Genomic DNA, 26241 nt, shown 5'->3' on the forward strand with positions numbered 1-26241 from the left:
CGGACAATTTTTAAAAATTCTTCTTTATTAAAAATGCTGTCCAGTAAGTCAGGAGAAATTGACTTTCTAGACAGCCTCTTTTTTCTTTATTACAAGTTCACATCCACTTTAATATACTTTTCCTCATCTTTATCAATGCCAATGTAACGCAATGTTTCCGCATGTGTTTGGTGATTGTATATGGACATTAAGATTGAGATAGCAATGCCTTTTTGATAAGCATGGTAGCCGAATGTTTTTCGCAGTGTGTGCATACCAATCTTGCCGTTTATCCCGACATCTTTGGCCGCTTGATTAATAATGCGGTAGGCCTGCTGCCGTGTAATGGGCAAATTGTTTTTTTTCGATTTAAAAAGATAATCCTCATTTTTAAAATCAAATGTGGATAGATAGCTTTGTAATGCTTCTTTTACACGGCTATTAATATAATGAGAATGATGTTTCACTTTTTTTTCATCATAGATATGAAGGAATTCCTTAATTTCCGCCCCGTCCCAAATATCTTCCACTTTTAATGTTAGCAAATCATGCACCCTTATGCCTGTATTAATGCCTAACACAAATAATAAAAAGTCTCTCCATGATTGCTTTTTCAAGTTTTCTTTCATTGCATTAATTTTTTCGATATCCTTTATCGGGTCGACATATTCCACAGAAGCTCCTCCTGAAACTAAATTCTACTCAATAAAGTATCAGAAATAATCATTATAAACAATACAGTATGACTTTATTCTCCTTCAAGAAACTCCTTAAGATCATCCTGAACGGTTTCCTTCGTCAGCTCCACCTTTGAATGATAGGCCGCTCGATTGAGGAGATGGCTAACAACTGGAGAAGTTAGAAATACAAAGAAAATCCCAAGAATTAAACGAATGCTGAAGTATCCATCTGTAAGCAAAAAGAAAAGAAAGGCCCCAAATAGCGTACAAAGCACACCTAAGCTAGCACTTTTTGACACCGCATGAGAACGTGAATACACATCAGGCAAGCGTATTAATCCGATTGCGCTTAAAAAGCTTAAGATCGTTCCAAACAAAAGAAAGATAGCGACGATGATGTTAATGTACACGTTTTCGTTCAATAACAACACCTCTTTCAATAAAACGGGCAAAGGCAATCGTTCCGACGAAGGAGAGAATGCCAATTAATAAAATAATGTCTAAAAAAGCATGTGTCCGTAATAATATGGAGAGACAAGCCACTCCAGCAATAAGGTTCACTCCGATATTATCTAAAGCCATCACCCGATCCGGTGTAGAAGGTCCTTTAATCACGCGATAAAGAGCCGCTAATATAGAAAGGGCTAAGAAAAATAAACATATCAATAAAAATTGATCAAACATTATCGAGTAACCTCCTTAATTGCTTTCTCATATTTGATTTGCGACTGGAATACAGCATGCTTAGAGTCTGGCAAATTTAAGGCATGGAGATAAAAAACTTTATTGTTTGGAGAGATTTCCATCACTACGGAACCCGGGGTCAAAGTTAACAATAAGGCCAGTAGAGAAATTTCTAAATCACCCTCTAATTCCGTTTCCATCTTAAAAATGCCAGGAGTAACATTAAGTTTTGGCCTAATGACCTCTTTAATTATTGCAAAACTTGAAATAACAGATTCTGTAATAAACAAAATAAACAATTTCAAAATGGCGATAAATCTACGCAAATAAAAAGATGAAGGAAAAAAGCGTCGTAAAGAAAATAGCACAACAATTCCAACTATATAACCACTAAAAAAGGATAGAAAACTCCATTCATCTTGGAAAAACATCCATAAAAAAGCGATAAACAAATTAATTAACACTTGAACAGGCAATAATCTCCCCCCTATCAGAAATGCGGAAGCGACTTCGGAACAATTACAGATCAAATTATTCCTGCGATGACTATTCGAAGAAGCTTTCCTAAGTGGTCAGCCCCTCGAGCTAGACACTAAAACGTTCATTGACTTTCGCCCATTACCGCTTCGATATATAGCGCTGGATTCAATAAGCCTTCAGCCGCCATTTTTACATAGTCATGGATCCCCTCGGCTCCTAGCCCTAAGACAATCGTTAAGGCGGTAAGACAGCCAATCGGGAATAATAATCCCTTGGTAGAGCCTTTCTCTTCTTCCCTACTCAAATGTGTTTCTCCCCAAAAAACATTCATAAAAATTTTCATGATGGAATACAAGACCATTAAACTTGTTAGTAAACCAATTCCACCTAGCCAAAAATACTCCGCTTCAAACGTTCCCCGAGTAATAAACACCTTTCCTAAAAACCCACTTAGTGGAGGAATACCAGCCAATGATAAAGCGGCAATAAAGAACATCCATCCTAAAAAAGGATGATTCCGAATAAGTCCGCTCATATCCTTCAGCTTACTTGTTCCCGTTAATATAATGATCGTTCCTCCTAGGAGGAAAATTAGCGCTTTAATCAAAATGTCATGTATGAGGTAGTAAAGAGAACCCATCAGCCCATGAAAGGAAAATGAAGCTAAACCTGCCATAATAAATCCAACACCAATGATGACGTTATACGTAATGATTTTTTTAATATCCCCGTAAGCGACAGCCCCGACCGCCCCAAGAACCATTGTTAATGCCCCAAGAATCCCAATGATGAAATGTGTAATTTGCGGCTCGTGGTAAAAAACGAGTGTAAACATACGAAATAAAGCGTATATCCCTACTTTTGTTAATAGAGCAGCAAATAAAGCGGCAATGGCCGGCGGCGGAGCGCTATATGCATCTGGCAGCCAAAAGAACAGCAATAACCCTGCCTTCATGCCAAAAACAATTAAAAACAATAATGAAACGGTCGTTAGCAGCCCGTCCTGCCCAACTTCAGCTACTCTTAGTGAAAGGTGAGCAAAGTTCAATGTCCCAAGCACAGCATAGAGATAAGCAATCCCTACAAGAAACAGGGATGAAGAAAGAACATTAACGAGGACATACTTGATAGACTCTCGAAGCTGCACCTTCGTTCCCCCTAATGAGATAAGCACATAGGAGGAAATTAACATCACTTCGAAACAGACGAATAAATTAAATAAATCACCTGTCAAAAAGGACCCATTCACACCAGTGAGCAAAAATAAATAAAACGGGTAAAAATAATAGTTCTCTCGCTCTTTTCCAATCGTATGAAAAGCGAAGAGTAAACAAAATAACGCGACAATACTCGCACTCAAAAGCAATAATGCCGAAAACATATCCGCAACAAGGCTAATGCCAAATGGAGGGGCCCAGCCTCCAGCCTGCAGAGTTTGAAGCCCATTCCATTTAATTTCCCTCATTAAAAAGACAGATAAAAACGCCATAGTAGCAATAGTTAGTACACTGAGTATACGCTGAAAACGAACGTTTTTTCTAAAGATAATCATGACCAGTCCAGCAATGAGCGGAATGATGATCGGCATAATAACTATATTATTCATCCATATTTCCCCTTAAACGGTCCATATCATCAGTCCCTGTCACTTTGTACGTACGATAGCTAAGCACTAAAAAGAGAGCCGTAACCGCAAAGTTAATCACAATAGCGGTTAAGATTAGTGCTTGTGGCAACGGGTCGGTAAAGGCTGTTTGAATGTCGCCTAATAAAGGAGGCCCTCCCTTTTTTAATCCACCCATCGTCAAGATGAGCAAGTTCACGCCATGACTGATGATCGATGTTCCTAAAATAATTCTGATTAAGCTTTTACTCAAAACTAAATACGTGCCAATCGAAAATAACAAACCTACAAGAATAGATATAAGTGTTTCCATCTACTTGCCCTCACTTATACTCAAAATGATTGTAATAGCCGTTCCAATAACGGCTAAAGCCACCCCGACATCAAAAAGAACAGCCGTTGCAAGCTCTGTTTCCCCGAAAATCGGCAAGTGAAAGTGACCAAATGTTTGATTCAAAAATGGTTCACCAAAAAATAACGAGCTGACTCCTGTAAGGACAGCTATCAGCACACCGAAGCCAGCCATTTTTTTAAAGTCAATCGGGATATTTTTGCGGACAGTTTCAATATCAAAGGCAAGGAAGAGAAGAACTAGCCCAGCCGCCACACTTAGTCCGCCAATAAATCCTCCCCCCGGATTATGATGACCCCCGAAGAAAAGATAAATAGAAAACGTTAAAATAATTACGATTGCCGCTTTCGTCACTGTGCGCAATAATACATCATTCGGACTCATTCTTTCCGATCCCTCCCCGCTAATTGAAGTTTGATTAACGTATAAACACCTAAACCCGCAATACATAAAACAAGTATTTCCAGCATCGTATCAAATCCCCGGAAATCAACGAGAATCGCATTAACGATGTTCTTTGCCCCGGCAAGGGTGTATGATTGTTCAAAGAAATTTGAAATCGATGCGAAAAGCCGATGATTATTAACCGCTAACGCAAGAAGTGTAACGACCGTACCGACTCCTATTGAAATGACAGCATTCGTCAGCTTGAACTGTATCCGGCTCACTTCTTTCCGCAGCTTCGGCAAATGGTAGAAGCATAGCAAGAACAGGGCTGAAGTGACCGTCTCAACAACAAGCTGAGTGAGCGCCAAATCAGGAGCACGGAATATAACAAAGAATAAAGATACGAGATAGCCAAGTGCGCCAAGAGCAATAATGGCTGTTAGCCTTGATTTAGAGAGCAGCACCGCAAAGCCGGAAATGACCATAGCGCCTAATAGCACACCTTCATAGATGCTCACTCCTGCTTGATTTGAACCTAGGAAGGTAATTCCGTCTGACAGCCAAAGCGCTCCACCTAAAATTACAATCATAAAACCAAAAATATAGACTAAATAATCCCTCATTTTCCCTGTCATATACTTATTTGTTACTTTATATGACATCATTTCTGTTCCTTCTAATGATTGGTTATACAAATGATTGAGGGTGAGTGTTTTCGGAAAGAAATGATAAAGGACTGTCCAGCGCTTCAAGAATATATACATGATCGATCCAAAAAGAACGACACCGATCGTCATAAATAGCTCTGTATTCCAACCGTGCCAAGCCTTAATCGTTAGACCCACCCCTTCTGAATGAATAGGTAAGATCGCCATTAATGCAGGCTGTAAAAAGTTTTTCCCCACGACATTCGGGAAAAAGAAAATACCAATAACAAGAATAGCCAAAATTGCTGGCGGGATCAGCATGCCAATCGGCGCTTCCTTCGCAACTTTATCAATCTTCTCTGGCTGATGCTTCCCTGTAAAGGTTTTAAAAACAAGTATCATACAATAGATAAATGTGAAGACACTTGCAATCCAAGCAATGATTGGGACGAATAAGCCAAACATCTTCATGCCAAATACCGGCTGTTCCACGGCAGTTAAAATACTAGTAAAAAACATTTCTTTACTTAAAAAACCATTAAATGGAGGTAAACCTGCCATCGCAAAGCTGCCAATAATCGTCAATGTAAACGAAATCGGCATAAGGCTCATTAATCCACCTAATTTCCGAATATCGCGCGTCCCTGTTTCATGGTCAATAATCCCGATGACCATAAACAGGCTTCCTTTAAATGTTGAATGATTAATTAAATGAAACATTGAAGCTATGATGGCCATTGCATATACAGTCGATTCATCTCCATTGCCAAAATATAAAGACGCCGACCCTAACCCAAGCAAGCTCATAATTAATCCTAATTGGCTGATCGTCGAATAGGCGAGTAAAGCCTTTAAGTCCTTCTGATTGACGGCATTAATCGACCCGTAAACTAAGGTGATTAGACCCACTCCGGAAACAATCCAAAACCATTCACTGCTTCCGCCGAAAACGGCTGTAAATCTTGCTACTAAATAAATACCTGCCTTCACCATCGTCGCCGAGTGTAAATAGGCGCTAATCGGAGTCGGGGCTTCCATCGCATCAGGAAGCCAAATACTGAATGGAAATTGAGCAGATTTCGTAAAAGCCCCAAGCAAAAGCAAGATCATCGCTGGAAGAAATAATGGGCTCTCTGTAACGACATGCACCTCGCTCAATATTTCACGAATGTTGTATGAATCCGACATCATCGATAGCATGATTAGACCAGATAGCATCGCAAGCCCGCCAAAGATCGTAATCAGCATAGATTTTTGCGCACCATATCGGGAGTTTTTTCGCTGATACCAATACGCAATTAATAAAAAAGAGGAAATGCTCGTTAATTCCCAAAATACATATAAGACCAAAATATTGTCAGAAAAAACAAGCCCGAACATCGCTCCCATAAACAAAAGCATATAAACGTAAAAGTTATGGAGTGCTTCCCGCTCCTTCGACATGTAATAAATCGAATAGAGAACGACAAGGAACCCCACCCCAGAAATTAATAGGCCAAAAATAAGAGATAAGCCGTCCAAATAAGCAGTAATATTTACGCCTAGTGAGGGTATCCATGGCACCGACTGATAAATGGTTTGTCCGTTTGAAATGACAGGAATATACTGTAATAGCAATACAAAAACAGAAAGCGGAACAATGGCAACAAACCACCCTGTATGAACCCGCGGGGCAAATAGTTTATATAAAAATGGTGTCAGTATGGCAAAAATAAACGGTAGAAAAATCATGAAAAGTAATAAAAACACAATCAAATCCCCTCCAAACAAAGTTGAAAATCTTATTTTTTATAGTATTTGTCAATCTACCTTTTAAGATCATATGGAAATAGATTGACTGTTACAAAGGCATGATATATAGTCAAACATAGTTTAATCGAATCTAATTTCTATTAAACGCCATCTAACTCGAGGTGAAATGAAAATGAAACAAGTAAAGGGGCGTATGGACGAAAGCATCCTCGTCTGTGTTTACTTTGGTCCAAATGGAGAACGCCTTATTCAGCGCGGTTGTAAAATTGCGAGCATGCTCGATTGTCCACTCTATATTTTGACCATTGATCCCTTGCCATTTGATGATTTGGATGCCGAAAAATCAGATTATATTACGAGATGGCAGCAAATAGCTGAACATCATAGAGTTGAGGAGTTTATTTTAAAAGATAATGACAAGCGGCCTGTTTCGAAAGTCATCGCAGAAGTGGCACGCGAAAAACATATAACACAAATCGTACTTGGCCAAACGGCACAAAGCAGATGGGAACAAATTGCTAAGGGCTCCATCATAAACTCATTATTACGGGAAATTCCTTTCGTTGATCTGCATATCATTTCAGTTTCCCGCTCCCTTAAAAATCAAGAAGGGCTATTTGAAAAAGGAGTTCGTGCATATTTAGTGAAAGAAGAAGACCACTATCGTTTGAGCTTCAACCATACGAAGGAAGTCGATTTCGAAGGAATATTCTTTAAAGAACAAGGCACAGACTTTAATAATGGTGTTTTTAAATTTATGAAAGACAAAGAAACTATGCAAGTGACAGTAACAGATGACATTGTCAAAGAACTAAAAAATGTCAGAATGACAGAACCAATTGATATAGATCATCTTCATTAATCAAATGACAAACACTTTCAGCTTTATACTGCTGGAAGTGTTTTTTTGTGATCAAAATCGAAAGTTCATGCTGTTTTGATTAGCAACCTTTACTCATTTTCTAATGTTACATAAAATAAACTTACCAAAAAATAAGTAACATTACAATCATATTACATATAAAAATGGTCAAAAAAAAAAACAACTTCTATAAAAGAAGCTGTCCTAAAAGCTTTATGTTAAGCGTTCTATTTATTAGTTCATGAATGTCTAATCAGAAGTATTTTTTCGAAATAATTTTTCCTTTACGTTAAAATCTTCGAACGTATATTGATTGGAGCGAATCGTTTCCTTGCTGCCAAGTCCGAGAAATCCCGCGGGACTTAGGCTTTCATTAAACAGTTGGAGCACACGCCCCTGCAAATCGATATTAAAATAAATCAATACATTACGGCAAATGATCACATGAAATTCATTAAACGACCGATCCGTGACCAAATTATGCTGGGCAAAAACGATACGTTCAAGTAAATGGGGATTCAGATACGCTCCCTTACAGTCGGCTGTATAATATTCAGAAAAAGACTTCTTTCCCCCAGCAAGCAAATAGTTTTTCGTATATAGCCGCATTTTCTGTAACGGGAGAATCCCGCGCTCCGCTTTTGCGAGAACCACTTCATTCATATCCGTTGCGTAAATTTTTGTTAAGTGGCCAAGGCCTTCTTCCTCCATCAAAATGGCCATCGAATATACTTCCTCCCCAGTTGAACAGCCCGCATGCCAAATTCTAATTTCGGGCAGCTCCTTAATAACAGGGATGACCTCGTCTCTAAAGGCTTTGAAAAAGGAAGGATCGCGAAACATCTCTGTTACATTAATCGAAAAATCACTTAATATTTTCTTTAAATAGGACTCATCGTGGATAATTTTTTCCGTTAAGCTCGTTATTGTCGGCAACCGCTCCTGGCTTAAGCGATTTTGCACTCTTCTCATAATCGAAGACTTCATATATTGCCTAAAATCATAGCCTGAGAGGCGGAAGATCGCTAATAATAATAAGTCTAGCTCTACTTCCTCTTTATTTACTTTAAACATACTTTATCATCCCAAATTTTTGTATACAAACTAAGAATCTGCCTGCTTGAGATTTAGAAGAATCACGATCATACTAAGACAGCCAGACACGCATCGCCGAAAGGAGCTGATCGAGCTTTAGCGGCTTGCTAATATAATCTGATGCACCTGCTTCGAGGCATTTTTTGCGGTCATAATTCATCGCTTTCGCTGTTAAAGCAATAATCGGGAGTTCCGCGAATTCTTCAAGCTCGCGTATTCTTCTCATTGTTTCATACCCGTCCATAACAGGCATCATAATATCCATTAATAAAATATCAATTTTTTCTTCTTTCTCCATCGCATTTAGGCATTCCATCCCATTTTCAGCTGTAAGAACATGCATGCCTTCTTTTTCAAGGGCGTTTTTAAGAACGTAAATATTGCGGTGGTCATCATCAACGACGAGGACCGTCTTCTCTTGTAACGTGGCAGTTGATGGTACTTCCTCCCGTTCAATGGATGGAAGATGCTCATTTTCATGTAGCACGTCTTTGTCGATTGCGGAAGCTGTTTCAGCATGGATTGTTTCCTTGCCTTTTTCCGGTAAGCCTTCTGGCAAACTTGGAATAAGTAAAGTGAAACTGCTGCCCTTTCCTTCCTCGCTCTCTACTTTACATACCCCACCAAGAAGTTGTGCAAACTCCTTTGTAATGGATAGACCAAGCCCTGTCCCACCATACTTTCTCATCGTTGCCCCATCCACTTGCTGGAACGCTTCAAAAATCTCTTCCTGCTTCTCTGCCGGTATCCCGATTCCCGTATCAGCAACAACGACTTTTAACCATGCATTCGTGTGATGGAATTGAGGCACTTCATGACTGCCTGCCTCTTCTAATTTAACGGAAACAGAGCCTTCCTCTGTAAATTTAAAGGCATTCGAAAGCAGGTTTTTAAGCATTTGTCGGAGACGTTTTTCATCTGTAAAGATTAAATACGGAATGTCTACACTTGAAGATACTGTAAATTCAAGATTCTTCTTCTTCGCAAATTGCATAAAACTTTGTTCTAAGCTATCTGTAAATTCACATAAATTCACTTCTTCAAAATGAATTTCCAGCTTCCCTACCTCTACCTTTGAAAGGTCTAATATATCATTAATTAAATCTAATAAGTCTTGGCCTGATGAATGAATCATCTTCATGAATTCGACCTGTTCCGAAGTCAAGCCATGATTCGTGTCGTCAATAAACATTTCAGAAAGTAATAGAATGCTATTTAAAGGGGTCCGCAATTCATGAGACATATTGGCAAGAAATTCTGTCTTATATTTGGAGCTGATCATAAGCTCTCTCGCCTTTTCTTCCAGCGCTTCCTTCGCAGCCCTTAATTCTTCCGATTTCAGCTCCGCATCATTCGTTCGTTCTTCTAATTGCTCATTGATCATCTGCAATTCCTCTGCCTGGGTTTGGAGATCCTCTGCCTGTGACTGCAGCTCTTCCGATTGTGACTGCAATTCTTCGGATTGCATTTGCAGCTCCTCAGTCTTTGCTTGAGAATCTTCGAGCAAATGAGCAATTTCCATTCTTCCTAATATATTCGTAATCGCGATGCCAAGCGTATCAAGGACCTCATCTAATAGCTTAGCTTGAATAGCTGTAAATTTCTCTAAGCTTGCTAATTCTATGACAGCGACCACTTCATCCTTCATCATGACTGGTGCCATGAGAATACTTCTTGGACGAACACTTCCAAGTCCTGTTGTGATCACCTGATAATCATTTGGAATCTCATTTAGAATGAAAATCTTTTTATTAACCGCACATTGACCGACAAGCCCTGCACCAGGGGTAAATTGAGCCCGGCCAACTTGATGCTCTTTACCTGCATAGGAAGCGATGTTTCGATAAAAAGTTTTATCTTTTTCATCTTCTTTTAAATAAATCGCTCCTAGACATGCATTCAATGTGTTGGATAATTCGTTTATTAAATCCGTTGCAAGCGCTTGGATGTTTACATGCTGACTGTACAAATGAACAATGTCAGCCGAATGAGATTGAATCCAATTTTGTTCTGTAATCTCGGCCATATACTTCGTTTCATTCTTATTATATGTTTCTAAAGAAGCCGCCATTGAGTTAAAGGAGTTGGCTATTTCACCAAATTCATCCTTCGTATCAATCTCAATTCTTGGCAGGCTTGATAGATTTTTATAATCAATTCGATCAAGCCCCATTAATATTTTGGAGATAATCTTACTCGTACTCCTAATTAATGTAACTGTTACAATCACGATCATGATAAGTGCTAATGAAACAGCTGAAACTAAGACAATCACTAGCTGTGTATGGGTGCTTGTTGCACTTTCTAATGATTGGTCCATTAATGTTTCTTGATATTTTATAAATTCATCGAAATCGTGTAAAAGCTGATCACGATTTCCTCGTTCACTATCATATAATTCCTGCAACTCGCTTGTTTCCCCATCCTTAAGTTTTTGGATAAAGTCCTTTTCCATTTGATTATAGGATGTATAGGCCGCTTCGATTTTTTTAACAAGCAATGTTCCTTGTTCTGTATTAACTGTACTTGCCAGCTCGAGCATATGTTTTTGAATGCCGCCTTCATTTTGCCTTAATAAATCCTCGACAAGCTCGGGATCCATTTCTTCTTTCACAATTAAGATTCGCAATAGCTGCCGGTCGGTCTGATCAAAAAATCTTCTAATTTCTAATGCTTGGTTCACTTTATAATATCGATCTTGTACAATCTCAATCATATTTGCTTTAATGACATTTGCCATAAACAAAATAGCAAACATCAATAAAAGCAAAAAAAATACAGTCAATCCTAAACTGAGGTATTGCTTCTTTTTAAAACTCACTGACATATGCCTCCTTCAGGATGTATTAAGGGGGAAATATGCGGCATGCAGGATTGTCGTTCAGCTTGAGAAGCGAAGCCGAACGACATTATTTGAAGCCTTACTAATTTTGATAAATCTGATTTCCTGCGCTCGTCATCCATTCAAGCTGCAGAAGCTTAATCTGGAATAAAGTTATTGGATCACGGTATAATTCTGGATTCTCCCTCATTTCCCGCAATGACTCTTTACTCATTTGGATTTGCTGAACCGCTTCATTGACTGCATCTGTTAGTGCATGAAATGATGGGCTAAAGAACATGCTCACATCTCGGTCGATAGACTTTTCAAAGAGCTCAAACGGCTGAAAGAATTGATCGGTCACCACAGCAGCCACTTCACGATAATCTTCGTTTTCGATATATTGCTTATATTTGTTATAGAGCATCGATTTATTTTGCATCACTCCTCCAAGCAGCTTACCGGCACTCTTTAACAAAAACTGAGAGGGAGAAAAGCGGTTAAGTATGTTGATACTTTCAAATTGACTGCTTCCTCTCGTCATTCGGTCTGCATCTCTGCTCCAGTCTTCAAGCACTTTAAAATCACCAGCAAATGTTAATTTATCCTTCTCATACAGATCATTAAAACTTTGCCCCATTTCATCAAAAAATGTTTGTGCTTGATTAAACTCAAGTCCGGTGTCAGAAATCCACTGATGCATCTCCTTATGAAAGCTTGGCATAATGACTTCATCTAAATGACGGCGAATACGGCTATTCATCTCATTATTTAGCACCGTATGAATCTTGCCAAAGTCACTGTCTTCCGTTATGAGTTCTGAGCATTCGCGCAGCAAGACAGGAATGTCCTCGATAAGCTGAGCTCTCTTCTCATCCTTCATTTTTGCAAACGCTTTTGTTGCGATGAGAATTTTTTCCTCTTCTAAGTCATGGACTTGGTTCGTAGCTCCATTTAATTTTGTCACCATTTCTTCATTCCATTTAATTGACTCGACATAGCCCTCCTCCATCTCCACACGTCTCTCAAGGAGGAACTTAATTGTTTTACGTATATAATGCTGGACTTTAGCTGTGCGTTTTTCTTCTAGAAGCTGATGGCCATTTATTGCTATAAAGAAATTCGCCAATGCATCAAGCTGATCCTCATGGCCGGAAAAGGCAAATAGCCTTGCTTCTGGAAAATACGTATTCACTTTAGATGCAGCAATGTCGATTATTTCCTGCGTCACTTCATCGGAATAGATACTATTCAATACGAAGTGAATTGGCAGCTCTGGAGATTGCTCACGGAATTTCAAAACAATTTCCAGCTCTTCCTCTGTTAACGCATGCTTCGGATTTAGGACAAAAAGCAGACCGTCAGCTAACTGCAAATATTGGAACACATCATTTCTGAATCTGTTTAGCCCCGTGATACCTGGTGTATCAATAAATGCCAGCCTCTTATGGCGAAGGTATGGCAATGGTTTTTTATATAAAATAACGGTCTGAGCGTTTTCTTCAATGTTTGAGCATTCTTGAAGCTCTTTCTCTCCCTCATCGGAGATTTCCTGTATTACTACCTTCTCATTATCTTTAAACACCACTGTTGTAGACAAATAATCATCAATCAAATTTTCTCCAAGTAATCCATTAATGAGATTCGATTTTTGGACACCTTCCACCCCTGCAATTAATAAATGGGAAGCATGTAAATCAAGGAGTTCCTTTACCATCCATTCAAAGCGATAGCCGATCTCGATTCCATTCTTTCTTGCCCAAGCAGTAACAGCTTGGAATAGCTCGAATGAATCCGCTAATCCGTTCTTATCGATCATAGGATGGCTCATCTTCTCTTCCGCAATATTGATTGTTTCAAGCCCAATACTCGATGGGAAAATTTCACTCCAGGCAAGCGTTGAAGCCGCAGCCGTCAATTGGTGAGTAGAATCAGACAATTTCAGCCAATTCGTTAAATGGTTTGGAACTAAATGTGAGATATCTTTTAGCATATGCATTCCGCTAATTATTTCAAAATATGTATCATGATAAAGGGCGGACAGCTCCCTCCATGAATGGACACTTCCCCCTTCCATATGAAGAAGGATGTGATTAATTTCTTTAATCCAAGTAAAATATTCATCTCCGTGTCGATAATGATTCCACAAGGCAGACGCTAGATTCTCAAATCTTGCTAAATCAAGCGGGAATAACGTTACAAGGGCTTCGGAAAAATAATTCGGTTCCAGTTTTTTTGTCTTTCCTTGAACGATATATGATTCTAGCGTGTCAAACCAACGAAGATTTCCTGTACGGACCGCTTCATTAACTGCTAGCTCAATCGCGTTTTTCCAATCTTGATGCTCCTCAAAGAATTCCTGTGCTAAGCTCGTCACATTCTTGTAATCTGGATTAAAAGCGATAACTTCTTTAATCGACTCTCCGGCAGAATCAAGCTTGCCACGCGCAATGTAAGTGGCAAAAAGCTGCAGCAACACTTCTGTTTTCAAGACATCGGACTCCGTATGGATTGTCTGATATAAATCTTCCGCACTGCTGAGCAAATCCAATTCAAAATAAGCATCAGCCATATTTTTCTTTGCCCATGGCTCCAGTTCGTTCTGAATATTCTCCCACTTAAAAATAGCTGCTTCATAATCGTGATGAATGAAATAAACTTCACCTTGGGCAAAGCGAATATAAGAAAGCTCAGGTACTGCCTCCTTCTGCTCGAGGTTATACAACTCCCCTAATGCCTTAATCGGGTGAACATTCTCCATTCCTTCGATCAACGTTTTATAATACTTTTTATTAATCAGCTGTTCATCTATGATCATCTTGCTACCTCCGCAAAATTATTTTCACTTAATCTCTATTCTTTATTCTAACAAAATATCATTTTATAAGAAAAGGGACATGGGGACAGGTCCATTGTCCCATTGGGAGAAATCAAAAAAGCATTAATATGCAAATGCCTAAAGCACTCAATTGATTTACATGGATAATAACAGTAAAATAAGAAATAACTACATCTCAAAGAAAGGCTGATACCGGTTTGGAACAAAATTCGTCAAACTTTATTAAAAATATTATTATTGAGGACTTAGAAACAGGTAAACACAAAAACATTATTACACGGTTTCCTCCTGAACCGAACGGGTATCTTCATATCGGGCATGCCAAATCAATCGTGATCAACTTCGGGCTTGCTGATGAATTTAATGGAAGAACACATTTACGATTTGATGATACCAACCCATTAAAGGAAGATCAGGAGTATGTTGATTCCATCAAGGCAGATGTACAATGGCTCGGTTATGAATGGGAAGAATTGCATTTTGCATCTAACTATTTTGAGGAAATGTATAATCGTGCCGTCATCCTTATTAAAAAAGGAAAAGCTTATGTCGACGATTTATCACAAGAAGAAATTCGTGAATATCGCGGCACATTAACAGAGCCAGGAAAGGAAAGTCCATATCGCGAGCGATCTGTCGAAGAGAACCTTGATCTATTCGAACGGATGCGCAATGGCGAATTTGAAAATGGCAGCAAGGTTTTACGCGCCAAAATTGATATGGCTTCGCCAAACTTGAATATGCGTGATCCTGTGATTTACCGGATTTCCCACGTCTCCCATCATAATACGGGTGATAAGTGGTGCATTTATCCGATGTATTCTTTCGCTCATCCACTTGAGGATGCGATCGAAGACATTACGCATTCCATTTGTACGACTGAATTTGAAGATCAGCGTCCATTATATAATTGGTTCGTTGAAGAATGTGAAATGGAAAGCAAGCCTCAGCAAATTGAATTCGGCCGCCTAAATATTGAAAATACAGTTATGAGTAAACGAAAGCTAAAGCAGCTTGTTGATGAAGGCTTCGTTGACGGCTGGGATGATCCGCGCATGCCGACGATTTCTGGATTAAGAAGAAAAGGCTTTACACCAGGAGCGATTCGTGAATTTGTTAAAGCTACAGGGATTACCAAAGGCTCAGGTGCTGTTGAAGAAGCGATGCTAGAGCACTTTGTAAGGGAAGATTTAAAGCTCACTGCTCCACGCACAATGGGTGTCCTAAATCCGCTTAAACTTGTGATAACGAACTATCCAGAAGATCAGGTTGAGATGCTTGATGCAGAGATTAATCCTGAAAATCCTGATATGGGTATGCGCCAAATTCCATTCTCAAGAGAAATTTACATTGAGCAGGATGACTTCATGGAAGATCCGCCAAAGAAATACTTCCGTCTCTTCCCTGGCAATGAAGTGCGTTTAAAGCATGCCTATTTCATTAAATGCAATGAAGTGATTAAAGATGAAAATGGACAAGTTATTGAAATTCATTGTACGTACGATCCAGAAACGAAAAGTGGTTCTGGGTTCACTGGACGTAAAGTGAAGGGAACCATTCATTGGGTCGATGCTAAACATGCCATCCCAGCTGAATTCCGTTTATATGAGCCATTAATTCTCGATGCCGAATTAGAGGCGGAAGCGGCTGATGATAGCTCAGAAGATAAAACATTCCTGGATTATGTGAATCCGAAATCACTTGAAATTGTTCAAGGCTTTATTGAGCCGAATATGGAGGACGTAAAACCTCAAGATAAATTCCAATTTTTCCGCCACGGCTATTTTAATGTGGATTCTAAACATTCCACAGCGGAAAAGCCTGTATTTAACCGGATTGTTTCACTGAAAAGTTCATTTAAACTTTAGAAGATGAGGACCTCTTCCATTGCAATTCATGTATTACATTCAACTTTAGGAGGAAGATAAAATGACAAATCAGCACGATAACCAAGCTTTGCCGCCAAAAACATGTACTATTGAGCGCTTAGTAACCGTTCCAGCGGACATTGAAAAAGTGCTTTCTGGAAAGAAGACAGCTACTCGCCGCAACGGCCGCTATGCAGACGTCGGTGAAATTATGGAACTACAAGGCCATAAATTTGTCGTTGAAAAAGTGTACTCACAGTCATTAGGAGAATTAACTGATGAACACGCTAAACAAGAAGGCTATGAGACAGTTGAGGAATATAAAGAATCAATCCTATCCTATCACCCTGGCATGCCTTGGCTGCCACAAATGAGAGTTTGGGTACATGAATTCCGTCCAGTTTTGGATTAATAAAGTTTTTTAGATGGACACTCTTTATCGCTTTATTTTATACATCCATGTTGGCAGTGCCGTTCTTTCAATAGGCCCATTTGTAGTATTAATTCCAATTGCAAAAAAATTGCTGGGTGCTGACACTCAAGTCCAGCAAGCCTACCTTGATATTTTTCGCTCCACTGTCCGGCTTGTGAAGCATGCCGGACATGTCTTGGTCGGCAGCGGAGCTCTGCTTATCGCCATGGGACATTGGACGTGGAAAACATCGTGGATTATTGCTACATTAGCTATCATGTTTGGTTCCGTTTTTTTCCTGGCGCGAGCCTTTACGCCTACAATGCGCAAATTTCAGCAACACGATCAAGACCAAAGCAAGCTTGTCCAAAAACTTTCACTGTCAACATGGCTTTATTTAATTCTTCTCTTAATCATGCTTTGGCTCATGGTCGTGAAACCTGTTTTATGGTGAAGAATTCATAGCTATTTATCTCTTAATAATATATTTCATTCTCAAAGAGGCCAGTCTCCGATAGGAGCTGGCCTTTTTTCTTTGCACTAAGCACTGCTAACAGATTACTTTGCCACGGGAGGAATAAACACAATTCTTATTAGACAAATTAAATATAAAGTGCCAGCCGGAACAGACAAGGAATAAGCAATGGAACGCGCGAACGCGATAGTGTACAAAGGGACACGCTCATTCTTTTTCCTATTCTCACCAACAATAAACTGAAAGCTTCTAAAGTTTTTATCGTGTGAATGATCATTTAAATGTTGCGAAATGACTTTTGGAAAGAGGTAAAGTTAATGAATGTAAAAGGTCTTAAAAAAGCTAGAAAGGGTGTAGGTCTAGGGGCTACTTCAGCTGTTGCATGGGGAATAGATACAGTGATAATTGGCGTTATTATCGCTAGTACACCTTTTAAACAGGCTACTGTGCTTGCTCCTATTATAGCTGCTTTCATGCATGACTTTTTCTCTGCCCTATGGGTATCTTTTTTAATGATTGTAAAAGGTGAATTTATTAATGTATTAAAGTTGATCAAAACAAAGAGCGGAGCGATTTTAGTTCTTGGAGCATTGTCTGGTGGACCTTTAGCAATGACTTTTTATTTTCTTGGTATTCAATATGCAGGAGTAACGTATACGGCAAGCATTGCTTCTATATTCCCTGGGATTGGCGCTCTGCTTGCTTTCTTTTTTTTGAAGGAAAAAATGTACAAAAGAACTTGGTTCGGCGTTATTTTAAATATCATTGGAGTGATAATATTGGCATATGTGCCATCAAAGTTTAACGGCGAAAGTAACTTTATCATCGGAATCTTGTTTTCATTGGGGGCCGCCATATTTTGGGGACTTGAAGGGGTAATCGGTGCCTGGGGAATGAAAGGAAAAGAGGACGTTCCTCCCATTCCTCTCTATGCCATTAATATAAGACAGATGACCTCCGCACTTTGTTATGCCATATTAATTGTACCATTTATTCATGGATATCCATTAGTCTTTCAAGCAGCATCTTCTAAGATCGTTTGGGTAATCGTTATAGCGGGTTTATTAGGGGCTGCCAATTATTCTTTATACTACATGTCCATTGATTTAATCGGTGCTGCTAGAGGTCAATCGCTTAACAATACATATGTTTTTTGGGCAATCGTAACCGAAATTTTATTTATAGGTACCCCTGTCAACATACAATTTGTTATAGGTACAATAATCGTACTATTAGGTTCTGTCCTCGTTTCAGGAAACCTTAAAAAGCCAAAGACCTGAGTAATATACTATTTGGCTTATGAAGTGCGATATTTTTTTAATTTTATGGTTATCTTTGTTACCTTCTTCAATACCTTATTGGAAAAAGTCATATAAAATAGAGGTTGAAACATATTAGTCATGTATAATATGTTTCAACCCCTTACTTCTTTCCAGGAATAGCATAGCCACAGTCCTGAAATCACTTTATTCCTGTAAAATTAATTCTGTTAGATTAACAAGAGAACAGCTAAATTAATTACTTTATACTTTTTTTATTCATATTGAGAGATAAGACCTCGTCCAATAAAGTTTGCAGACACAGGCTTTTTGCCTACTTCCCTTGCCCAGATTGATAATTGTCCTATATGGTGAATTTCGTGGGCAATGACATGTCGTATAACCTCACCCCAAGTGTCAGTTACAATTCTTCCATCTGGTAGAGTATCGTAAAACAGTTGTTTTTCTTTACTATTATCCCAGTTGTTCACAAAGTTCTCCACTTCCGATCGAAATTCAGCGTCCAATTTTCGAACCTGATTTAAGCTTTTATAATCCTCAAAACTCTCCTCAAAGTCTGTTTTTCCTTGTAATAGACGTATCCAGCTCCACTCCACATCAACTATATGGAAGAGTGTATGCAGTATACTTCCTACTCCACCAGTTCTGGTTCGTAGAAGTTCCTCTTCACTTAATCCCTCACACCACTGATACCATTCTTCTCTGACCATCCAGTTATATCGAAAAAATGTTTTCAATGAAAGCCCTCCCGTATTTAGAAAATAAGTTAAATGAATTTGAGAATAAAACAAAACTGAGTTCAGTATTACTTACTTAACTAACCCTGTTTATATTCCTTCTTAAACCTGCTATCGTTAGTTAAAATAAAATCACTCACAAACCACACTTGCGTTAACAAAAATATCCATTTTATTTTTAAAATTTTTTTCAATAATCTGGCCCAAAACATGAAGGGACGCATCCCAAAATAAACGCGTCCTTTTTTTGAATAGAACCACACATTTTAGTAACACTTTTAGATTAATATTACCTATATGAGTCATGAGTTGGACGAAACAAGTCTTCGTCTGCATTTCTTACAAGTGAAAAGTGTTCGACATTATAATGACCGTGGAGAGTCCTATTATGATGCTTTATGATTTGTTCAGCACTTAAAACATCATTGTCCGTTGTTGAATGCCCATCACCGACTAAAGTTACATCTAAACCACTAATAGTAGCTGTTCTAACTGCACTATCTATACAGTGTTGTGTTTTACAGCCCATAACAACAACATGTTCAATCTGCTGAGATCGTAAATGATTTAGAAGATCTGTTCCATGAAAGGAATTCGTTGCAGATTTATCGAAAATCTTTGCTTTCAAAGGTACATTAATTTTATTGTGAATTTGAAAACCTTCACCTTTACCTTCAGCAACATCGAGATCCCTTACAAACACAACTGGAATATCAGATTCCCTTGCTTTTCCAATCACTTTATTGATATTCCTAATAAGCTGCTCTTTAATAAAAACCGCACTTTCTTCTTGATTCCCGTCAATTAATTCTTGTTGAGCATCAATAATTAATAATGTTTGATTCAAATGATTTTCCCCTTTCATTTGTTGGAAAACACTATATAATTTAATTTAGTTAGACGTTTTCCCCTTATTATTTTTAACGCTAACTTTTCTTTTGTTTGTCATAATATCTACCCCCTAAACCAATATTTCTTAATAAATCAATATTTGGAATTTTTAGATAACCCAATCTTAACACATTCCTTTATTTAAGTGAAATTCGCAAGGAAGAAAATTTTTTCAACAATCCGGCCCCAAAATGAAAATGAGCGTTTACCCCTGTTGAATATCGATAATATTTATCAACTGGGCTATGCAAATCGAACACCTAACAGTCCCGTAACAATACCAATAATGATGCCAAGCGTACAAAGCATGAACCAGATTCTCCTGTTATTTGGTTTGTTAAAGGAATACCAACCAAGCACTACTAAAAGAATGCCCTCAATTAAAAACCATGGTTCGAACAGTAAAAGATCCCATAACACATAGGCATGTTCATTAACATTGAACGGATCTAATTCTACCCCGATAACTCCTGTAATTTGAAGTAATCGGTAGACTATTCCATAAATGCCGTGGGAGGCAGCTACTGAGGAACCTGCCAAGGCTATCGTTAACAACAACCATTTTAACGGCTTTCTATTCCAAAAATAGATCAATGCAATCCCGAGAAGCCCCGCTAACGTAAGAATGACTGAGGCAACCCAATTCACTAGTTCCCATTGGGGTAATGCTAATATAGATGGCTTTAATATCGTTAGACCGGCCGTGCCCCCCAGTGCCCAATAAAGGTGGGGGATCATATAGACTATCGACCAAATAAAAACAGCATATCCCGACCATACCAAAGACCGTGTTCGCGATTGTTGTAGTTGCGGATTGAGCAACTTAGGGTCGTTTGCCTTCGTATTCGTCATATAACTCTCCTATCTTTCTTTAAGATTTAACACGACTTCATTAACTAAACTATTATACATTCAATGTGGTCAAAAGTTTCCGAATGTTCAATGTATATTGAGCCAGTCGTTCAACAAACTCCCTTTAACGGAACAACTTATTCCTCAATAATCGCACCCGTTACTTTAAGTACAATATTTTACAACCTATCCCAAAATTTGGTCTGATTAAAATGGACTTATTCTGTTTTTTTTACATTTTTGATTATTTTCAACATCATCTTTGCAGCAACACTATGCCCGTAAAACTGATTGACCGTTCCTGTAAAGTATAGATCAGTCTTCGGATGGTAAAATGAAAAAGCACCTGTCTGCCCCCAATGTCCGATTAATCCATTTTTCAATTCTTTAATAGATATGGGTTGACTTGCAATCCCAACACCATAAAAGAATAATCCTGGACTAAAAAGAATTTTCCAATCGTTAAGCTTATTAAAATATTCCTTTGGAAAGAAATGTCCATTGATAAATGCCTTTAAAAATATCATAGATTCCTTCGCTGTCGATACAATGCCTCCTTCTGGTCCTATTGATGACATATATTTGGGTAAGTAGATTTCCTTATCTTTGTAATAAATAGGTGCTGGTCGTTTATCATTCACATCTTCATATAAGTACGTATTCTCTAATTTTAGTTCATCAAAAATAAATTCCTTGAAAACCGTATGGATGTCTTTGTTTGTTATCGTTTCAATGATCTTACCTAAAAGCTGATAATTTGTATCGGAGTATTGAGCCTTTTTACCAGGAGCAAATTTTGGTTTCTTTTGTTTTACACTTGCTAATGTTCTTTCAAAGCCCCAACTCTGATCTATTCCTGCTGTTAATTCCCCAATCACATCAGAGGAAAAGTAATCAGGTATTCCTGATGTATTGGACATTAAATGTTTGATTGTTATATTTTTGGAGTGTTCTATGCCTTTAAATAGGTGGAGTTCATGTAGAATTTCATCAGAAAAATATTCGGAGATTTTATTTTGGAGATTCAGACACTTTTCAGATCTTAGTTTTAGTAAAACAGCCGTGACGTATAATTTTGTTACGCTTGCGATAAAATATGGTTTATCTGTAGTTAGATTTCCAGCCCCGCATAAGAGCGATAAAGAGTTGTCTCCACTTTCGACACATAATACAGCACAATAAATGTTTTTCTTTGATACTGCAGTTGACACTAATTCATCAACAAATGATGGATTAATTGTTGTTAACAATTATAATAGCCACCTCTCATTCATAATGGTCTTTCACTTTTATCTTCCATCTTCCAAAAAATAAATCCTTCAAGTATCAAAAGTTTAATGTTGGTTCTTCATCTAAAGATTTATATTCACAACCTCAATACTTATAACCATAATACTGATAGCATTATTCTCGTTAAACTATCCTACTAAAGTTATGTGGTTCAACGCAGCTTGCGGAGGACTTAACACAAGAAGCGTTTGTTCGTGCGACTGTTTATTTACACACATTTGAAGGAGAAGGGCTCGTGCTTGGCTATTTAAAGTCGCTCGTAATGCGTATCTAGATGAATGGCGCAAGCAACAGCGATGGCGGACAATCCCTCTTTTATCGATCTTTTCACCGAAAGAGTAATTGCTTACTTGAAGGGGCGTTTATGAAATACTAAATGATCGATTTCTTACTAACAAACATTGAGAAAAAATTTTTAGTTACTTCATAAATACGCCCATTTCTTGAAGGTCAATTAATTCATTTTTTTAAAACTTCTCCCCTATTAAATTTCAATAAGTATAGGCACTATCATTGGATCTTTCTTCGTTTGCGTATATATATATTGTCGTATTGACTTTTTTATTTGTTTTTTCATTACATTCCATTGGTTTCTATTCGCTTCTTGTAGTTCGTTAACAGTTTCTATTGTAAGTCGATTAACGTCTCTTCGAATTTCTGAGAAATCCCTATCCACAAATCCACGAGAAATGGTTTCGGGTTCAGAAATCAATTTTCCTTCCGCTTTGCTCATTGTTAAAATAATCATAAGCATTCCATCCTCTGAAAGCTTTTTGCGGTCCCGCAACAAAAATTCTCCAACAGTACCTACATCCCTTCCGTCTACGTAGGTACTCCCAACCGGTATTTTCCGGGTCTGACGGGCAATGTTATGTTCAATATCGACGACATCGCCATTATTGATGATAAACGTATTTCCTCTCTCAACTCCAACGGATTCAGCTAATAAACGGTGATGGTGTAGCATTCTAAATTCACCGTGAATGGGAATAAAATATTTTGGTTTCATTAACGTAAGCATTAGTTTTAAATCTTCTTGATAACCATGACCGGAGACATGCATTCCAGACGTACTTCCTGTTCCATAAATCACTTTGGCTCCAAGTGCAAAGAAGTTGTCTACGACACTCGTGACATTCCGTTCATTTCCAGGTATAGGACCTGCTGCAATGATAACCGTATCCCCAGGTAAAATGTCGACACCGCGAAAGTTTCCAGTGGAAAGGCGGGAAAGAGCGGCCAATGGCTCCCCTTGACTCCCCGTACATAAAATAGCCACCTTTTCAGGAGCCATTTCATTAATTTCATGCGGGTCAATTAACATCCCATCAGGAACTATTAAATAACCACGTTCCATAGCAACCCCTACAACATTAACCATACTTCGCCCAAGTAAGGCAAGTTTTCGCTTTGTTTTATGTGCTGCATTTACGACTTGCTGAACACGACTAATGTTTGAAGCAAAGGTAGAAACAATAACTTTGCGTTCGGCTTTCATAAATGCTGTTTCCACATGTTCACCTACCATTTGTTCCGATGGGGTCAAGCCAGGACGTTCTGCATTGGTACTCTCAGACAATAGAAGCAAGACCCCCTCATTGCCTATTTCAGCCATTTTGTGAATATCCGAATGCTCATTATTAGCAGGGGTTAAATCGAACTTGAAATCCCCCGTATGTACAATATTTCCTTCTGGTGTGTGAAAGACTATTCCCAAGCAATCAGGAATACTATGGGTCACTTTGAAAAAGCTTACACTCATTTCTTCGAATTTCAGGTTTGAGTTTGAATTGATTTCAACAAGTTCGCTTTCTCTTAGAAGTTTATGTTCTTTTAATTTGAGTTCAATTAATCCTAGTGTGAAGCGTGTGGCATAAACGGGTACATTCAATATTTTTAAGAAAAACGGGATTCCCCCGATATGATCTTCATGTCCATGTGTGACAATTAAAGCCCTAACTTTATCTTTATTTTCCACTAAATAAGCTATATCAGGGATAATCAAATCAATGCCTAATAAACTTTCATCTGGAAACTTATTGCCACAGTCAATTATCACGATTTCGTTTGAATATTCGATTGCATACATATTTTTCCCGATTTCATTCAAGCCGCCTAAGGCAAAGATAGATAATACATTCTTTTTTGTACTCAAATTTATATCCTCCCACTTTAAATATAATCTTAGTATGCCCTTTGGGTTTCCATTTATCGGCGGGTGAAATATTTACGAGAAACGTCTGTCCCTTCTGAATAGTAAGAGTTTTCTTTTTTTGTTATGATAAACCTATCATGAAAACAGGGGGAGTCCTAGTGAGTAGCAGAAAATTAATCGTTACCCAGAACTTAGACCAACATCTAATAAAATCAATACAAGAAGTTGTCCCAGATTGGGAGCTAATCATCGGGAAAGATAAAGCTGTCTGGGAGAGTCACTTAAAAGAAGCTGAAATCATCGCTGGCTGGAAAAAAGAGATTGGGGAACATGCTCTCAATAACGATGCAAAGTTGCGCTGGATTCAATCATGGTCTGCCGGTGTCAATAGCATGCCTTTAACAGAATTGAAGGCTCGACACATCCAGTTATCTTCAGCAAACGGTGTTCATTCATTCCCAATTTCCGAAACGATCTTTGCCCTCATGCTCGGACTAACAAGAAAAATACATGCTTATGTAAAGAATCAGCAAACGAAAAAGTGGCACCATTCAGGGTTAAAGCTAGAGCTTCATGGAAAAACAATGGGGTTATTCGGCGTGGGAGCGATCGGAAAGGAAACGGCAAAAATTGCGAAAGCATTTGGAATGAACGTTCTTGGCTTCCGCCGTTCAGGCCAGCCCGAGGAATTTGTTGATGAGATGTATACGCTCGATCAAATCAATGATATATTACCGCAATGTGACTATGTCGTCGTCACTCTCCCACTCACAGAGGAAACTAAATACTTGTTTGGAAAAGAACAATTCAACGTCATGAAGCCTTCTTCTTTCTTCATCAATATCGGCCGCGGCGATCTTGTCGTGGAAGCCGATCTTATTGAGGCATTAAGTGACGAGAAAATTGCTGGAGCAGGTTTAGATGTATTTGAAAAAGAACCACTAAGTGAAGTCAGTCCACTTTGGGAGCTAGAGAATGTCATTATCACGCCTCATACGGCCGGTTCAACCGAACATTATGACTGTCGCGTCATTAAAGATATTTTTATCCCGAACTTAAAAAGCTATCTTAAAGAAGAGAAGCTGCCAATTAATTTAGTAGATTATGAGAAAGGGTACTAAGAATAAAGGCTTGAGCGCTAGTGCTCAAGCCTTCAGTTTCGTTTGTGTCTGTTCGATATCCCTGTTTTTACGTCTCTTCAATAATTCCTCTAATGCACCTGAACCAAGAATTACACCCGAAACAATGAACAGCAGACCGAGTAAATGAGTAGAAGTTATGATTTCTCCTAAAAGGATGGCTGAACCGACTAATGAGAAAAAAGTACTTAAATTAATAAAAATGGACGCTTCGGCAGGCCCAATCTTTTTGATGGCTGAGTTATAAAACATATGACCTAATGCCGTTGAAAGAATCGCTGAGGAGATAAAGGCCACCCATATTAAAAACGGAGCTTGGAAAATGCCTTCAAAGCCGTTAGGCTCTTTCCATAAACTTATAAAAAATAATATAATGCCGCCAAAAACGAGCATATAGCCTGTTAACAAACGAGGATCCAGCGTTTTCGCGGCCTTACTGATGAGAATAAAGCTGAACGCCTGTGAAAGAATCGAAAAGAACACATACAGATCTCCAACAGATAAACCCGATAATCCCTTTTCCCCTGATAGAACGATGAAAGAAACACCCGCACTCCCAAATAGGAAGCCAAGCACTTGAATCCAAGTTGGTCTATTCCGTAAAAGGACTGACGAAAGAATGGCCGTTAACAATGGTCCCGTTCCTAAAATTAACGCCCCATTTGTTGCTGTCGTGCCGGTTAATCCAAGCGATAAAAAGAAATGATGACCGACCACGCTGAACAAGCTGCCTAGAATAATAAACTTCCATTCTCCCATAGTCGGCTTTCGAATTTTTTTCATGATCCCCAAAATGATAAACACCGTGACTCCAGCGGTAAAAATCCGTAAAGAGGTAATCGTGATTGGAGGAAAATAGCCAACTAATATTTTTATGATTGGCACATTAATCCCCCAAGCAACCATAACCCCTGTTAACAAAAGATAGGTCCGCACGTTT

Annotated in this window: 24 protein-coding genes; 7 read left to right on the plus strand and 17 right to left on the minus strand. The window is 38.5% G+C overall.

All coding sequences use genetic code 11. The annotated features are described in order from the left end of the window. Nucleotides 1-89 precede the first annotated feature (89 nt). The 8 genes from F7731_RS18695 to F7731_RS18730 form a co-directional block, all read right to left on the minus strand. Complete coding sequence (locus F7731_RS18695) at nt 90-653, minus strand: tyrosine-type recombinase/integrase (protein WP_151536313.1); 564 nt, start codon at nt 651-653, stop codon at nt 90-92. A 74-nt stretch (nt 654-727) separates the two neighbouring features. Beyond that, nucleotides 728-1081, minus strand: a complete 354-nt coding sequence (gene mnhG / locus F7731_RS18700; protein WP_151536314.1) for a monovalent cation/H(+) antiporter subunit G — start codon at nt 1079-1081, stop codon at nt 728-730. Continuing rightward, a complete protein-coding gene (locus F7731_RS18705) occupies nt 1059-1343 on the minus strand; it encodes a Na(+)/H(+) antiporter subunit F1 (RefSeq protein WP_151536315.1) in 285 nt (94 codons plus the stop codon). Before F7731_RS18705 ends, mnhG begins: the two co-directional genes overlap by 23 nt. Continuing rightward, nucleotides 1343-1819 (minus strand): Na+/H+ antiporter subunit E, encoded by a 477-nt coding sequence (locus F7731_RS18710; protein ID WP_151536316.1) that lies wholly within the window; start codon nt 1817-1819, stop codon nt 1343-1345. Before F7731_RS18710 ends, F7731_RS18705 begins: the two co-directional genes overlap by 1 nt. Before the next feature lie 125 nt (nt 1820-1944). Continuing rightward, nucleotides 1945-3429 (minus strand): Na+/H+ antiporter subunit D, encoded by a 1485-nt coding sequence (locus F7731_RS18715; RefSeq protein ID WP_151536317.1) that lies wholly within the window; start codon nt 3427-3429, stop codon nt 1945-1947. Next, complete coding sequence (locus tag F7731_RS18720) at nt 3422-3760, minus strand: Na(+)/H(+) antiporter subunit C (RefSeq protein ID WP_151536318.1); 339 nt, start codon at nt 3758-3760, stop codon at nt 3422-3424. The genes F7731_RS18715 and F7731_RS18720 overlap by 8 nt, the downstream gene beginning before the upstream one ends. Next, a complete protein-coding gene (locus F7731_RS18725) occupies nt 3761-4183 on the minus strand; it encodes a Na(+)/H(+) antiporter subunit B (protein ID WP_151536319.1) in 423 nt (140 codons plus the stop codon). After that, nucleotides 4180-6582, minus strand: a complete 2403-nt coding sequence (locus F7731_RS18730; protein ID WP_281352571.1) for a Na+/H+ antiporter subunit A — start codon at nt 6580-6582, stop codon at nt 4180-4182. Before F7731_RS18730 ends, F7731_RS18725 begins: the two co-directional genes overlap by 4 nt. A gap of 175 nt (nt 6583-6757) precedes the next feature. Here F7731_RS18730 and F7731_RS18735 point away from each other — a divergent pair, with 175 nt between their 5' ends. Next, nucleotides 6758-7447, plus strand: coding sequence for a universal stress protein (locus F7731_RS18735; RefSeq protein WP_151536320.1), 690 nt, complete (start codon nt 6758-6760; stop codon nt 7445-7447). Nucleotides 7448-7696: 249 nt separating this feature from the next. On the opposite strand, the gene F7731_RS18740 is transcribed toward F7731_RS18735, so the two are convergent. From F7731_RS18740 to F7731_RS18750, 3 genes are all read right to left on the minus strand, one after another. Then, on the minus strand, nt 7697-8521 hold the full coding sequence (locus F7731_RS18740; RefSeq protein ID WP_151536321.1) for a CheR family methyltransferase: 825 nt from the start codon (nt 8519-8521) through the stop codon (nt 7697-7699). Between the two features lie 73 nt (nt 8522-8594). Then, entirely contained in the window at nt 8595-11369 is a 2775-nt protein-coding gene (locus tag F7731_RS18745; RefSeq protein WP_246197317.1) for a response regulator, read from the minus strand. A 97-nt stretch (nt 11370-11466) separates the two neighbouring features. Next, complete coding sequence (locus F7731_RS18750) at nt 11467-14181, minus strand: GTPase (protein WP_151536323.1); 2715 nt, start codon at nt 14179-14181, stop codon at nt 11467-11469. 218 nt (nt 14182-14399) lie between these two features. Here F7731_RS18750 and F7731_RS18755 point away from each other — a divergent pair, with 218 nt between their 5' ends. The 4 genes from F7731_RS18755 to F7731_RS18770 all read left to right on the plus strand — a co-directional run bounded on the left by F7731_RS18755 (nt 14400) and on the right by F7731_RS18770 (nt 18237). After that, a complete protein-coding gene (locus tag F7731_RS18755; RefSeq protein ID WP_151536324.1) occupies nt 14400-16070 on the plus strand; it encodes a glutamine--tRNA ligase/YqeY domain fusion protein in 1671 nt (556 codons plus the stop codon). A gap of 61 nt (nt 16071-16131) precedes the next feature. Further along, complete coding sequence (locus F7731_RS18760) at nt 16132-16482, plus strand: ASCH domain-containing protein (RefSeq protein WP_151536325.1); 351 nt, start codon at nt 16132-16134, stop codon at nt 16480-16482. 13 nt (nt 16483-16495) lie between these two features. Then, on the plus strand, nt 16496-16936 hold the full coding sequence (locus tag F7731_RS18765) for a hypothetical protein (protein WP_151536326.1): 441 nt from the start codon (nt 16496-16498) through the stop codon (nt 16934-16936). Nucleotides 16937-17274: 338 nt separating this feature from the next. After that, complete coding sequence (locus tag F7731_RS18770) at nt 17275-18237, plus strand: DMT family transporter (RefSeq protein WP_170289748.1); 963 nt, start codon at nt 17275-17277, stop codon at nt 18235-18237. A gap of 254 nt (nt 18238-18491) precedes the next feature. Here the strand turns inward: F7731_RS18770 and F7731_RS18775 are convergent, their stop codons facing one another. From F7731_RS18775 to F7731_RS18790, 4 genes are all read right to left on the minus strand, one after another. Then, complete coding sequence (locus tag F7731_RS18775) at nt 18492-18974, minus strand: DinB family protein (RefSeq protein ID WP_151536328.1); 483 nt, start codon at nt 18972-18974, stop codon at nt 18492-18494. A gap of 289 nt (nt 18975-19263) precedes the next feature. Then, complete coding sequence (locus F7731_RS18780) at nt 19264-19821, minus strand: cysteine hydrolase family protein (protein WP_151536329.1); 558 nt, start codon at nt 19819-19821, stop codon at nt 19264-19266. Between the two features lie 287 nt (nt 19822-20108). Next, nucleotides 20109-20717 (minus strand): DUF3995 domain-containing protein, encoded by a 609-nt coding sequence (locus F7731_RS18785; RefSeq protein ID WP_151536330.1) that lies wholly within the window; start codon nt 20715-20717, stop codon nt 20109-20111. Between the two features lie 218 nt (nt 20718-20935). Then, a complete protein-coding gene (locus F7731_RS18790; protein ID WP_151536331.1) occupies nt 20936-21967 on the minus strand; it encodes a serine hydrolase domain-containing protein in 1032 nt (343 codons plus the stop codon). Nucleotides 21968-22137: 170 nt separating this feature from the next. Between F7731_RS18790 and F7731_RS18795 the strand changes: the two genes are divergently transcribed. Beyond that, on the plus strand, nt 22138-22281 hold the full coding sequence (locus tag F7731_RS18795) for an RNA polymerase sigma factor (RefSeq protein WP_246197322.1): 144 nt from the start codon (nt 22138-22140) through the stop codon (nt 22279-22281). 210 nt (nt 22282-22491) lie between these two features. Here the strand turns inward: F7731_RS18795 and F7731_RS18800 are convergent, their stop codons facing one another. Next, on the minus strand, nt 22492-24162 hold the full coding sequence (locus F7731_RS18800) for a ribonuclease J (RefSeq protein ID WP_151536332.1): 1671 nt from the start codon (nt 24160-24162) through the stop codon (nt 22492-22494). A 158-nt stretch (nt 24163-24320) separates the two neighbouring features. Between F7731_RS18800 and F7731_RS18805 the strand changes: the two genes are divergently transcribed. Next, nucleotides 24321-25283: a D-2-hydroxyacid dehydrogenase gene (locus tag F7731_RS18805; RefSeq protein ID WP_151536333.1), complete on the plus strand. Its 963-nt coding sequence runs from the start codon at nt 24321-24323 to the stop codon at nt 25281-25283. Nucleotides 25284-25307: 24 nt separating this feature from the next. Here the strand turns inward: F7731_RS18805 and F7731_RS18810 are convergent, their stop codons facing one another. Then, nucleotides 25308-26237 (minus strand): DMT family transporter, encoded by a 930-nt coding sequence (locus tag F7731_RS18810; RefSeq protein WP_343032869.1) that lies wholly within the window; start codon nt 26235-26237, stop codon nt 25308-25310. Nucleotides 26238-26241 lie beyond the last annotated feature (4 nt).

Origin of the sequence: Cytobacillus depressus (assembly GCF_008923245.1) — a bacterium.
GTDB lineage: Bacteria > Bacillota > Bacilli > Bacillales > Cytobacillaceae > Cytobacillus > Cytobacillus depressus.

Coding starts and splice junctions, on each gene's coding strand:
- F7731_RS18705 (WP_151536315.1), bottom strand. CDS start 1,343: ATGTTTGATCAATTTTTATTGATATGTTTATTTTTCTTAGCCCTTTCT.
- F7731_RS18715 (WP_151536317.1), bottom strand. CDS start 3,429: ATGAATAATATAGTTATTATGCCGATCATCATTCCGCTCATTGCTGGA.
- F7731_RS18720 (WP_151536318.1), bottom strand. CDS start 3,760: ATGGAAACACTTATATCTATTCTTGTAGGTTTGTTATTTTCGATTGGC.
- F7731_RS18725 (WP_151536319.1), bottom strand. CDS start 4,183: ATGAGTCCGAATGATGTATTATTGCGCACAGTGACGAAAGCGGCAATC.
- F7731_RS18735 (WP_151536320.1), top strand. CDS start 6,758: ATGAAACAAGTAAAGGGGCGTATGGACGAAAGCATCCTCGTCTGTGTT.
- F7731_RS18740 (WP_151536321.1), bottom strand. CDS start 8,521: ATGTTTAAAGTAAATAAAGAGGAAGTAGAGCTAGACTTATTATTATTA.
- F7731_RS18745 (WP_246197317.1), bottom strand. CDS start 11,369: ATGTCAGTGAGTTTTAAAAAGAAGCAATACCTCAGTTTAGGATTGACT.
- F7731_RS18750 (WP_151536323.1), bottom strand. CDS start 14,181: ATGATCATAGATGAACAGCTGATTAATAAAAAGTATTATAAAACGTTG.
- F7731_RS18760 (WP_151536325.1), top strand. CDS start 16,132: ATGACAAATCAGCACGATAACCAAGCTTTGCCGCCAAAAACATGTACT.
- F7731_RS18765 (WP_151536326.1), top strand. CDS start 16,496: ATGGACACTCTTTATCGCTTTATTTTATACATCCATGTTGGCAGTGCC.
- F7731_RS18770 (WP_170289748.1), top strand. CDS start 17,275: ATGAATGTAAAAGGTCTTAAAAAAGCTAGAAAGGGTGTAGGTCTAGGG.
- F7731_RS18785 (WP_151536330.1), bottom strand. CDS start 20,717: ATGACGAATACGAAGGCAAACGACCCTAAGTTGCTCAATCCGCAACTA.